The sequence below is a fragment of the Paenibacillus sp. AR247 genome (assembly GCF_002968895.1).
Taxonomy (GTDB): domain Bacteria; phylum Bacillota; class Bacilli; order Paenibacillales; family Paenibacillaceae; genus Paenibacillus_AQ; species Paenibacillus_AQ favisporus.
Genome location: NZ_PCZT01000012.1, coordinates 166,973 through 178,759 on the forward strand (window position 1 = coordinate 166,973; position 11,787 = coordinate 178,759).

Sequence of the window (11,787 nt, forward strand, 5' to 3'; positions counted from 1 at the left end):
ATCTGGAAGAGCTGGGCTTTTTGGAACAGCCCCATACTTCGGCCGGCCGCATTCCATCTCATAAAGGTTACCGCTATTATGTCGATCATCTGGACCCGGCCTATTCGGCGCCTCCGGGGGAAATCCGGCTGCTCCGCAAGTTTTTTGCCGAGAAGCTCAGCGCGATGGAGCAGGTGATCCAGCATGCAGCCATGATACTATCCCATATGACGAATTACACTTCCATCCTGCTTGGACCGGAAGTTTTTCATACTTCACTGCGGCATTTTCAGCTGCTTCCGCTTAACGAGGAAACCGCCGTCGCGATTATCGTGACGAGCACGGGACAGGTGGAGAACAAGACGGTCCAGCTTCCGCCGGACGTACCGGTCTCCGAGATCGAGAAAGTCGTCAACCTGCTGAACAGCAAGCTGATGAATGTACCTATATATAAGCTGAAGACAAGATTATATACAGAACTCGGCCAGGAGATGGAGCGTCATATTTCCAACTATGAAGAAATCATGAAAGTGCTGGACAACATATTTCTGGACGGTGAGGCCGACCATCAGCGCCTGTATTTGAGCGGAACGACCAACATGCTGACCCAGCCGGAGTTCAAGGATGTCGATAAAGTGAAGACGATCCTGGACCTGCTCGAAGAGACGCCGACGCTTACGAAGATGATGGCGCCCCAGGATGGGGGCGGCATTCAGGTGCGGATCGGGACGGAGAACGACCATGAGGCGTTTGCCAACTGCAGCCTGATCACGGCGACTTACTCGCTTGAAGGGGAAGCGCTCGGTACCATCGGCATTTTGGGCCCGACGCGGATGGAATACGCAAGGGTAATGAGCATTTTGAACATATTGTCCAAGGATCTGACGGCCATGCTGTCACACTGGTATAAATAAGGGGGAGAGGACGGATGAGTCAAGGCCAGCAGCCGGTTCGCGAGGGTGAAGAACGCTACGCAGCCCTGCTTAACAACAGCAATGCGGTCCGTGCCATCACCTCTGCGGTGGAAGGGACGCTCGGCCCCAAGGGGCTGGACGTCATGCTGGTCGGCTCCCGCGGGGAAGTCATTATTACCAATGACGGCGTGACGATCCTCGACAAGATGGACGTAACGCATCCCGCCGCCAGATTGCTGATCCAGGTGGCCCGCAGCCAGCAGAAGCAGGTCGGCGACGGAACGACGACGGCAACGGTGCTTGCGGGAGCGTTGGTGCAGGAAGGCGTTGCGCAAATCGTCAGAGGTGTCCCTGCTTCCAAAGTGGTTGCCGGCATGCAGCAGGGCATTCGCATGGCGGTGGAAGCACTGCGGCGCCGGACCCGCGTTATTGAAGGGCTGGACGATCCGCTGCTTGCCAAGGCGGCTTATGTCGCCGGACGCGAGCGCGAGGATATCGTCCGCCTTGTCATGGAAGCCGCTTCGAAGGTGGGGACCCGGAAGCTGAGGGAACCCGGCTATTTGCTAGCCGATGCGGTTACCGCCCACGAGAAAGGCGATAATGAAGTATATGAAGGCATTCTTTTGAAGCAGAAGCCGCTTCATTCGCATGATAGACCCGTGCTGAAGAACACGAAGATCCTCGTCCTGCACGACGCGCTCGAGCCGGAGACGCTGGATGAAGAGGTTTTGACGACGGAAGCCGGCTTTGCCCGGTACATGGAGCTGCGCGACCGCTTCAGCAGCGAGCTTCACGTGCTGGCCGACCTCGGGGTGGGGCTTGTTCTGCTGGAACGGGGAATCCATCCCGATGCCGAGCAGTTCTGCATGGATCACGGCATCATGGTTGTGCCGCGCGTGAGCCGCAGCGACCTGCTGCGCGTCAGCGAGATGACAGGGGCGGTGCCCATGCGGCGTACCGCCTTACATAAGGATCGCGATTCGCTTGCCAAGCTTCTGGGGAATTCCCCCTATGTGGCTTATGACGAAAGGCTGGAACGCGTGCGGGTCAGCAGCGGGGGGCAGGAGCGCGAGCCGTTTGTCACGCTGATCGTCGGGGCGAGCACCGCGGAAGTCGTCGGGGAGTCTGCCCGGATTGCCGCGGATGCGGCCTCGGCTGTACAAGCCGCCGTCTCCGGCGGAGTGCTTCCCGGCGGAGGTACGGCCGAGCTGGCCGTCTCCTACGAGCTGGAGCATCAGCGGGAGGCGGTGAAGGGCATGGAAGCCTTCGGCATTGCCGCCGTGGCAGCGGCGCTGCGCAAGCCCATGGCACAAATTTTGCTGAACGCCGGCTACAACCCGCTGGAGAAGATGGAAGAGGCGCGTGCCGCCCAGCTTGCGGAAGACTCCGACTCCATGGGCATCGACTGCGATACCGGACTCGTCATTCGCTATGAGGAGCGGGGGATCGTCGATCCGGCCCTGGTGAAGATTCATGGGCTGGAGGCCGCGGGTGAGGTGGCGGCTGCCGTACTCCGCATTCATAATGTCATCAAAATGAGAGGCTTTGGCGGTCAGGATGAAGATTGATTTCTTCGGGACCGCATGAACCGATGAACAAAAGCATGATCAGTTTACCAAGGAGGTGAAGACATCTTGAAAGAAAACCAACCATTTCAAGACAGTGAAAACGAATTGAACCAACAAACCAATGAAGAAGTGAATGAACATACAGCCGAGGCGGAGGCTAGCCAAGCTGGCGAGACAGCTTCGGAGGATGCTTCTGAAGGGACGGCTGCGGAGAATGAAGCATTGGACCCTGCTGCTCTGAAGAGCGAAGTGGAGCGTCTGCAGGGGCTGGCTGACGATTATCAGCAGCGTGCCATCCGTACGCAGGCCGACTTCGACAATTTCCGCAAACGGACCCAGAGGAAAAAGAGGACCTGGCCAAGTATGCATCCACTAAACTGGTGACCGAGCTGCTGCCTGTTGTGGATAATTTCGAACGGGCTCTCGCCGCTGCCGGCGAAGGCAGCGAAATGGAGTCCTTTACGAAAGGCGTAAGCATGATTTTCCGCCAATTGGAAGGCGTGCTTCAAGCGGAAGGGCTGCAGGCTATGGTTACCGTCGGCGAGCCGTTTAATCCGGAATATCATCAAGCCATCATGCAGGTGGAAAGCGATGAATACGAGGAAGGCATCGTCGTTGAGGAAGTGCAAAAAGGCTATATGCTGAAGGACAAAGTGCTTCGTCCAGCCATGGTTAAAGTCAGCATGTAAATCCCTGCTGTTTAACATATAAGTATTGATCCACCATTTCTTATATCCCAGAGGAGGAAACCATACATGAGTAAAGTTATCGGTATTGACCTTGGTACGACTAACTCCTGCGTAGCCGTCATGGAAGGCGGCGAGGCTGTCGTTATCCCGAATCCGGAAGGCGCGCGTACGACCCCTTCGGTTGTCGGCTTCAAGAAAGACGGCGAGCGCATCGTCGGCGAAACGGCAAAGCGCCAAGCCATTACAAACCCTGACCGTACAATCATTTCGATCAAACGCCACATGGGTACAAACCATAAGGAAACGATTGACGGCAAAGAGTTTACGCCTCAAGAAATTTCCGCAATGATTCTGCAAAAGCTGAAATCCGACGCCGAGGCTTATTTGGGCCAACCGGTAACCCAAGCGGTTATTACGGTTCCGGCATACTTTAATGACAGCCAGCGCCAAGCGACCAAAGACGCCGGTAAAATCGCCGGTCTGGAAGTGCTGCGGATCGTCAACGAGCCGACGGCTGCCGCTCTCGCTTACGGTCTGGAAAAATCGGAAGATCAAACGATCCTCGTATACGACCTTGGCGGCGGTACGTTCGACGTTTCGATCCTGGAGCTGGGCGACGGCTTCTTCGAAGTTAAGGCGACGAGCGGGGACAACCACCTCGGCGGCGACGACTTCGACCAAGTGATCATCGATTACCTCGTAAGCGAATTTAAGAAGGACCAAGGCATCGACCTGAGCAAGGACAAAGCGGCAGTTCAACGTCTGAAAGACGCTGCGGAAAAAGCGAAAAAGGAATTGTCCGGCGTTCTGACGACGACGATTTCCCTGCCGTTTATTACGGTGGTGGACGGCGTACCTCAGCACTTGGAGGTTAACCTGACCCGTGCCAAATTCGAAGAGCTGTCTGCCGACCTGGTGGAACGCACTCTTGGACCAACCCGTCAAGCGCTCAGCGATGCGGGCATGAGCTCCAGCGACATCGACAAGATCGTCCTTGTCGGCGGTTCCACGCGGATTCCGGCCGTACAGGAAGCGATCAAGCGTCTGACCGGCAAAGAGCCTCATAAAGGCGTTAACCCGGACGAAGTGGTTGCCCTCGGTGCCGCTGTGCAAGCCGGCGTGCTGACAGGCGACGTCAAAGACGTCGTGCTTCTCGACGTAACTCCGCTCTCCCTCGGTATCGAAACCGCAGGCGGCGTATTTACGAAAATGATCGAACGCAACACAACGATCCCAACCAGCAAATCGCAGATTTTCTCGACGTATGCGGATAACCAGCCAAGCGTTGAAATCCACGTACTGCAGGGCGAACGCCAAATGGCGGCGGGCAACAAAACGCTCGGACGCTTTATCCTGGGCGACATTCCGCCAGCACCTCGCGGCGTACCGCAAATCGAAGTTACATTCGACATCGACGCCAACGGTATCGTGAACGTATCGGCTACCGATAAAGGAACGAACAAAACGCAGAAGATTACGATTACTTCTTCGAGCGGTCTCAGCGACGACGAAGTGGAACGCATGATGAAGGACGCCGAGGCACATGCAGAGGAAGACCGTCAGCGTAAAGAACTGATCGAAGCGAAAAACAACGCCGACCAGCTCGTATACTCCACAGAAAAGACTATTAAGGACCTTGGCGACAAAGTCGACGCTTCCGAAGTCGAAAAGGCCAATGCGGCGAAGGACAAAGTCAAAGCGGCTATCGACTCCGACGACCTGGAGCAGATCAAATCCGCTACCGAAGAGCTGACCGAAATCGTGCAGCAGCTGTCTGTGAAGCTGTATGAGCAGGCTGCTCAAGCGCAGCAGGCTCAAGGCGGCGAAGGCAATGCCGACGGCGCAGCAGGATCCGCGAAGAAGGACAATGTCGTTGACGCGGACTACGAGGTTGTTGACGAGGACAAAAATCAAGGTTAACCTATAGAAAGTTATGTTCAGGAATAGGGAAGTCAAAGCCGGGGCATCCCGCTGCTTTGGCTTTCCTTTTGTCCATGAACCGGAGCATGACTGAAATATTGGGGGTGGAAGAGTGGCTGAAAAGCGTGACTATTATGAAGTCCTGGGCGTCGGCAAGGACGCTTCGGATGATGATATCAAAAAAGCTTACCGGAAGCTGGCCAGGCAGTATCACCCGGACGTGAACAAGGCGGATGACGCCGAGGCCAAGTTCAAAGAGGTTAAGGAAGCCTACGATGTGCTCAGCGACGGGCAGAAGCGTGCGACCTACGACCAGTACGGCCATATCGATCCGAACCAGGGCATGGGCGGAGGATTCTCAGGTGCGGACTTCGGCGGCATCGGCGATATCTTCGACATGTTCTTCGGGGGCGGAGGACGCCGTGACCCGAACGCGCCGCAGCGGGGGAACGACCTGCAGTATACGATGACGATCGAGTTCAAGGAAGCGGTATTCGGCAAGGAATCGGATATTACCATTCCTAGAACCGAAAACTGTGACACTTGCCACGGCTCGGGAGCCAAACCGGGAACGAAGCCGCAAACCTGTTCCGTCTGCCACGGCAGCGGGCAGCAGGAAGTCGTCCAGAACACGCCATTCGGCCGGATGGTCAACCGTCGTACCTGCTCCAACTGTAACGGTACGGGTCAAATCATCAAGGACAAATGTACGACCTGCCACGGCAGCGGCAAAGTGAAAAAGCAGCGCAAAATTCACGTGCGCATTCCTGCGGGCGTGGACGACGGCGCCCAGCTGCGCATGACCGGCGAAGGGGAAGGCGGTCTGCGGGGCGGCCCATCGGGCGACTTGTACATTGTCATCCGCGTGAAGCCTCACGACTTCTTTGAGCGGGAAGGCGACGATATTTACTGTGAGGTTCCGCTCACGTTTGCCCAGGCGGCGCTCGGCGACGAGATCGAGATCCCGACGCTGACCGAGAAGGTCAAGCTGAAAATTCCGGCCGGTACGCAAACGGGTACGTTCTTCCGGCTCAAAGGCAAAGGCGTTCCGCGTTTACGCGGCATCGGACAGGGCGACCAGCACGTGAAGGTCGTCGTCGTTACGCCTAGCAAGCTCAGTGACGAGCAGAAGGACCTGCTGCGCCAGTTTGCCTCCATGGACGGCGAGCAGACGCATGAGCAGGAGCAGTCTTTTTTTGACCGCATGAAAAAAGCGTTCCGCGGGGAGTAACCGCGCAATTGCAGTATATAGGTAAAACGTCTTCCGATAACCTTCAGAAAGATGGTTCGTTTTTAGAAAGTCCGGCCGTGGCGGCCGGGCTTTTTTTGCATGCAAACCCAGAGACGTTTCCAGTTCCCGGCCCGGTCGTTTCCCGCGCATAAAAGGGACCGCGCTTGCACAGCCTAAAACCGCACGTGAGCAGCCGTAAACGCTTAATCCATATAAAAGCAGGTGAAGCAAGTGTCTGAAAAGAGCATTCTGGCCTATTTTAAAAGCCCGGAAGAAGCTGAGGGCGTAGCCAAAAAGCTGCGCGCCCTGCGGGTGGTGGACCTGTCCATCGACCGCTTCAGCCGGTTTCCTGGGACTTCGATGTACAGCACCGGCCCATTTACGGGTGATATGCCCAGCCTGACGTCTGTGACCTATGGCACAACATACAGCGATAAGGATGTCTCCATCTTGGCCGCAGCCGATCCGTCAGCAAGCGGGATGAGCGACGGCGGACAGGGAGGACCGACCGGCCGGGATATCATTCTGAGCGTTGTGGTCGAGGAAGAATCGTTCGAGAAGGCAAGGAGAATCGTCGAGGAAGCCGGCGGCTTCGTCTAGGCTCGATAGTGGGATCGTAACATTTTCTAAAGGTGAATAGTTCGTTCAAGGAAAGGATGGGAGCTTGATGGCTAGCCGCGATAAAAAAGGCAAAATCATGACCAAGACGGAAAAAATCAAGGAACTGATGTCGATGAAAAACGAGGACGTCGAGTTCTCGGGCGTACTGGCCGATGCGGACGATGTGGAAGCGCTCCGCCGCAGCGAGGAGGCTGACGAGCGTCAGCTCCGCAAAATGGATACCGGCTGGACGGATGAAGATTAAGAATGCATAAAACCGTGGGGAAGCGCGATGCGAACCTGCGGTTTTTTTGTTAGCGGGGAGCCCTAAATTTTGTACTCGGCCGCCGATGTATAGTACAATGGTACTTATGCATAGGTCGAGGAGGAATTTAACGAATTATGTTATGGCATGAATTTACAATACATACCACGGAAGAAGCCGTGGAAATGATTTCAAATTTTTTGCATGAGGCCGGCGCCGGCGGTGTATCCATCGAAGAGTCGGGAACCCTGAACAAGAAACGGGATACGTCGTTCGGGCAATGGTACGAGATGCCTCTCAACGATATTCCGGAGGGACAGGCCGAAATCAAAGGGTATTTTTCCGAGGAGTCCCCTGTGGAGCAGATCATTGCCAAGGTTAAGGAACGGATCGGGCAGCTGCATGAGTACGGAATCGACACGGGAGAGCTGCGCTACGAGCTCAAGACAGTGGATGAGGACGATTAGCTGCGCTACGAGCTCAAGACAGTGGATGAGGACGATTGGGCTACCGCATGGAAAGCTTACTTTAAACCATTGAAGGTATCGGAGCGGCTGACGATCAAGCCGACCTGGGAGGACTACACGCCGGCGAGCGACGCGGAGAAAATCATCGAGCTCGATCCCGGAATGGCGTTCGGCACAGGAACCCATCCGACGACGGCGCTCTGCCTGCGCACGCTGGAGAAGGTCATTCAGGGCGGGGAGGAAGTCATCGACGTCGGAACGGGATCGGGTATTCTGGCCATTGGGGCCGTCCTGCTCGGCGCGAAGCATGTGCTTGCACTGGACCTGGATCCGGTGGCGGTGTCGAGCGCGAAGGAAAACAGCCAATTGAACGGCATGCTGGATCATCAGATTACGGTCAAGGAAAGCGATCTGCTGTCCCTGTTAAGCGGTGATCAGCGCGAAGATCTGGGCGTTACCTTGCCGGTCCAAGTGATCGTCGCCAACATTTTGGCCGAAATCATTTTGCTCTTTATCGACGACGTGTACCGTGCACTCGAGCCGGGAGGCGTCTACATCGCCTCAGGCATTTACAAAAATAAGGAAGACGTCGTTCAGCAGGCGCTGAAGGACTCCGGGTTTGAGATCGAGGACGTTTGCCGTGACGAAGACTGGGTAGCCTTTGTCGCGAGAAAGAGGTCGTGATGGATTTTCTGAACAATATTCTCAGGTTTCCGCTGGAAGAGCTTCCGTTCGTCCTGATCGTGCTGGTGATCGCCTTTACGGTGCATGAATTTTCGCATGCGTATTTTGCCTATAAATTTGGAGATCCTACAGCCAAACTGCTGGGCAGGGTGACGCTGAATCCGGCGGTTCACTTCGATTTTCTCGGCGTCCTGCTGCTGGTGATCGCAGGGTTTGGCTGGGCCAGACCGGTCCCGGTCAACCGCGACAACTTCAAAAATCCCCGCCTCATGGGCGTGGTCGTGTCGGCGGCGGGGCCGCTGAGCAACTTCGTTCTGGGTATCATCGGGGCGTTTATTTACGCCCTCCTGATCGCCACGGGGGTGCTGGACGGAATTACGAACGAAAGGCTGCTGTTCGCAATCACGACGTTTTTGCGCTATTTCTGCTTCATGAACTTTTTCCTGTTCTTATTCAACCTTATCCCGCTTCCGCCGCTGGACGGATACCGCATCGTCGAGGATATCGTTCCGCCGCGGGTACGGATTAAGCTGCAGCAGTTTGAGCAGTGGTCCATCTTTATTTTCCTGCTGATTTTGTTCATTCCGGTGCTGCAGATGTATACAATCAGTCCGCTATATATGTGGGCTAACAGCATCAACTACCAGTTCGTGTTCTCCTTCCTGAAATTGTTCGGCGTGTCGATATAATCGGAGCGGGAACGCGAACGTTCGAGGCCGTATTCGCTTGTTGAATAGGGTCTGGTCATGCGAACCTAAAAGTTGTATGATGAAGTTTGTGATTTTGGAAATAGGATGTTGATAAAGGTGCAGAGATATTTTGTATCACAGGAGCAGTTTAAAGGCGATACCGTCGAGATTACCGGTGAGGATGCACGGCATATCGCCAAGGTTATGCGCGGCAAAGAAGGGGACACCTTTATCGTCAGCGACGGCCGCGAGCGGGAAGCGCTGGTGGAAATCCGGTCGATCGACCAGGGGGTTGTCACCACCGCTGTCGTCGAGATGCTGGCGATGACCCAGGAGCCGCGGGTTAAAGTCACCATTGCGCAGAGCCTCCCAAAAGGAGACAAGATGGAGACGGTGATCCAGAAATGCACCGAGATCGGTGCGGCGGCATTTGTTCCTTTTTTGTCGGAGCGAACCATCGTGCAGTACGATGCCAAGAAGGAAGAGAAGCGCATCGTCCGCTGGAGCAAAATCGCCAAAGAGGCGGCCGAACAGAGCCACCGCAACCGGGTGCCCGAGGTCGGCTTTCCGACCCATTGGAAAAAGCTGCTGGCTTCGTTTTCGGCGTATGATGCGGTATATTTCTGCTATGAGAAAGAACACGGTCTTCAGCTGCGGGATGCAGTGAAGCCTTGGATAGAGAAGACCGGCGCTGCCGCAGACCTGCAAGTGCTTCTGATCGTGGGGCCGGAAGGCGGCTTCAGCGAAGAGGAGTGCCGGGCGGCGGAGGAAGCCGGCGCGGTCAGCATCGGCCTGGGACGGAGAATCCTGCGCTGCGAGACGGCGGGTATGGTTGCCCTGGCCTGCATACTTTATGAATCCGGAGAAATGGGGGGAGCTTGAACATGCCATCCGTTGCATTTTATACGTTGGGCTGTAAAGTGAATTTTTACGATACAGAGGCCATTTGGCAGCTGTTTAAAAATGAAGGCTACGAGCAGGTGGATTTCGAACAAAACGCAGACGTTTATTTAATTAATACCTGCACCGTAACCAATACAGGCGATAAGAAGAGCCGGCAGATCATCCGCCGCGCCGTGCGCCAAAATCCGGAAGCGATCGTCGCCGTGACGGGCTGCTATGCGCAGACCTCGCCGGCCGAAATTTTGGACATTCCCGGGGTTGACCTCGTCATCGGGAACCAGGACCGGGACAAAATCATTCCGTACGTGAATCAAATCCGCCAATCCCGCGAGCCGATCAATGCGGTACGCAACATTATGAAGACACGCGTATTTGAAGAAATGGACGTGCCTGATTTTGCCGACAGAACCCGGGCGTTTCTGAAAATCCAGGACGGCTGCAACAACTTCTGCACGTTCTGCATCATCCCATGGTCGCGCGGGCTTTCACGCAGCCGGGATCCGAAGAGCATCGTGAACCAGGCGCATCAGCTGGTGGAAGCGGGATACAAGGAAATCGTCCTGACCGGCATCCATACCGGCGGCTACGGCGACGACCTGGACAGCTACCGCCTGTCGGACCTGCTGTGGGATCTCGACAAGGTGGACGGGCTGGAACGCGTACGCATCAGCTCCATCGAGGCTAGCCAAATCGACGAGCGGATGCTCGACGTGCTGAACCGTTCCTCGAAAATGTGCCGCCACCTGCACATTCCGCTGCAAGCGGGGGATGACACGGTGCTGAAGCGGATGCGCCGCAAGTATACAACAGAAGAGTTTTACAACAAAATGCAGCTGATCCGCCAGGCGATGCCGGATGTCGGCATTACGACAGACGTTATCGTCGGGTTCCCGGGCGAAACGGACGAAATGTTCCGGAACGGTTATGAGCTGATGAAGGCGATCGGGTTCTCGGAAATGCACGTCTTCCCGTATTCCCAGCGGAACGGCACGCCGGCCGCGCGGATGACCGACCAGGTGAGCGAGGAAGTGAAGCATGCGCGGGTGCGCGAATTGATCGCGCTGTCCGAGCAGATGCAGCTGGCGTATGCCCAAAAATTCGTCGGCCAGGTGCTGGACGTCATTCCGGAAGGCACTTCCAAAGGAACCCATGGTCCGGGCAAAATGCACGGCTTCAGCGATAACTATCTGCAGCTGATCTTTGACGGTCCGGAAGACCTGCAAGGCAAGCTGTGCCGCGTCAAGCTGACCAAAGCCGGCGTTCACGAGTGCGAAGGCCAGCTGGTGCGTGTGATGGACGAAAGACCGGGACAAGCGGTTTAATTTGTATATAGCAAGGTCCCTGTTTATTGCGGGATCTTGGGCGAATGGCAAGGATTTCATTTCCGGCAGCACCGGAGGTGAAATCCTTGTTTGTACTATGGCATGAGGAGGAGGAGCGGGTGATGAGGAAGGAAATATCGGCAGGAGGCGTCGTGTTCCGCAGCATCGGCGGCCGGCTGGAGATTCAGCTGATTCTGGACCGCTACGGCAAAATTTCGATGGCCAAAGGCAAAATGGAGCCGGGCGAAACCGTTGAGCAGACCGCGCTGCGCGAAATCGAGGAAGAGACGGGCATTATCGGCAGCATCATTTCCCCCGTGGACATCATTAAGTATACGTACAGCCATCCGATTCATGGCCAGGTTCAAAAAGAAGTCCATTATTACCTGGTGGAGGCGGTCGGCGGATCGCATCGGCCTCAGGTGGAGGAGATCAGCGGTGTGGCCTGGTATGAGCCGCGAGAGGCATGGCTCCGTCAGGATCAGAACGGGTATGATAATAATGACCGGATCGTGCGGAAAGGGCTGTCCCTGCTCGGCATCGAGGTTTAAGACTT

10 protein-coding genes and 2 pseudogenes are annotated in these 11,787 nt (G+C 55.8%); all 12 read left to right on the forward strand.

Annotation, left to right across the window (positions count from 1 at the left end):
• A partial coding sequence (gene hrcA / locus CPT76_RS22095; protein ID WP_105444485.1) for a heat-inducible transcriptional repressor HrcA occupies nucleotides 1-893 on the forward strand: 893 nt, incomplete at its 5' end.
• 14 nt (nucleotides 894-907) lie between these two features.
• Nucleotides 908-2,461 (forward strand): TCP-1/cpn60 chaperonin family protein, encoded by a 1,554-nt coding sequence (locus CPT76_RS22100; RefSeq protein WP_105444486.1) that lies wholly within the window; start codon nucleotides 908-910, stop codon nucleotides 2,459-2,461.
• Nucleotides 2,462-2,527: 66 nt separating this feature from the next.
• Nucleotides 2,528-3,150: pseudogene (gene grpE / locus CPT76_RS22105) on the forward strand (nucleotide exchange factor GrpE).
• A gap of 66 nt (nucleotides 3,151-3,216) precedes the next feature.
• Nucleotides 3,217-5,070, forward strand: a complete 1,854-nt coding sequence (dnaK, locus tag CPT76_RS22110; protein WP_105444487.1) for a molecular chaperone DnaK — start codon at nucleotides 3,217-3,219, stop codon at nucleotides 5,068-5,070.
• A 112-nt stretch (nucleotides 5,071-5,182) separates the two neighbouring features.
• Entirely contained in the window at nucleotides 5,183-6,301 is a 1,119-nt protein-coding gene (dnaJ, locus tag CPT76_RS22115) for a molecular chaperone DnaJ (protein WP_105444488.1), read from the forward strand.
• Nucleotides 6,302-6,532: 231 nt separating this feature from the next.
• A complete protein-coding gene (locus tag CPT76_RS22120) occupies nucleotides 6,533-6,901 on the forward strand; it encodes a hypothetical protein (RefSeq protein WP_105444489.1) in 369 nt (122 codons plus the stop codon).
• A gap of 67 nt (nucleotides 6,902-6,968) precedes the next feature.
• Nucleotides 6,969-7,166 (forward strand): YfhD family protein, encoded by a 198-nt coding sequence (locus tag CPT76_RS22125; RefSeq protein ID WP_076169781.1) that lies wholly within the window; start codon nucleotides 6,969-6,971, stop codon nucleotides 7,164-7,166.
• 137 nt (nucleotides 7,167-7,303) lie between these two features.
• Nucleotides 7,304-8,317 (forward strand): annotated as a pseudogene (gene prmA, locus CPT76_RS22130) (50S ribosomal protein L11 methyltransferase).
• On the forward strand, nucleotides 8,317-9,006 hold the full coding sequence (locus CPT76_RS22135) for a site-2 protease family protein (protein ID WP_105444490.1): 690 nt from the start codon (nucleotides 8,317-8,319) through the stop codon (nucleotides 9,004-9,006). The pseudogene prmA and the gene CPT76_RS22135 overlap by 1 nt, the downstream one beginning before the upstream one ends.
• Before the next feature lie 117 nt (nucleotides 9,007-9,123).
• Complete coding sequence (locus tag CPT76_RS22140; protein ID WP_105444491.1) at nucleotides 9,124-9,888, forward strand: 16S rRNA (uracil(1498)-N(3))-methyltransferase; 765 nt, start codon at nucleotides 9,124-9,126, stop codon at nucleotides 9,886-9,888.
• 2 nt (nucleotides 9,889-9,890) lie between these two features.
• Nucleotides 9,891-11,231, forward strand: a complete 1,341-nt coding sequence (mtaB, locus tag CPT76_RS22145) for a tRNA (N(6)-L-threonylcarbamoyladenosine(37)-C(2))-methylthiotransferase MtaB (protein ID WP_105444492.1) — start codon at nucleotides 9,891-9,893, stop codon at nucleotides 11,229-11,231.
• A gap of 122 nt (nucleotides 11,232-11,353) precedes the next feature.
• Entirely contained in the window at nucleotides 11,354-11,782 is a 429-nt protein-coding gene (locus tag CPT76_RS22150) for an NUDIX hydrolase (protein ID WP_105444493.1), read from the forward strand.
• Nucleotides 11,783-11,787: the final 5 nt, after the last annotated feature.

Bases quoted from the DNA above. Each gene is read 5' to 3' on its own strand.
- CPT76_RS22125 (WP_076169781.1), top strand. From the start codon at position 6,969: ATGGCTAGCCGCGATAAAAAAGGCAAAATCATGACCAAGACGGAAAAA.
- CPT76_RS22100 (WP_105444486.1), top strand. From the start codon at position 908: ATGAGTCAAGGCCAGCAGCCGGTTCGCGAGGGTGAAGAACGCTACGCA.
- CPT76_RS22135 (WP_105444490.1), top strand. From the start codon at position 8,317: ATGGATTTTCTGAACAATATTCTCAGGTTTCCGCTGGAAGAGCTTCCG.
- mtaB (WP_105444492.1), top strand. From the start codon at position 9,891: ATGCCATCCGTTGCATTTTATACGTTGGGCTGTAAAGTGAATTTTTAC.
- CPT76_RS22150 (WP_105444493.1), top strand. From the start codon at position 11,354: ATGAGGAAGGAAATATCGGCAGGAGGCGTCGTGTTCCGCAGCATCGGC.
- dnaK (WP_105444487.1), top strand. From the start codon at position 3,217: ATGAGTAAAGTTATCGGTATTGACCTTGGTACGACTAACTCCTGCGTA.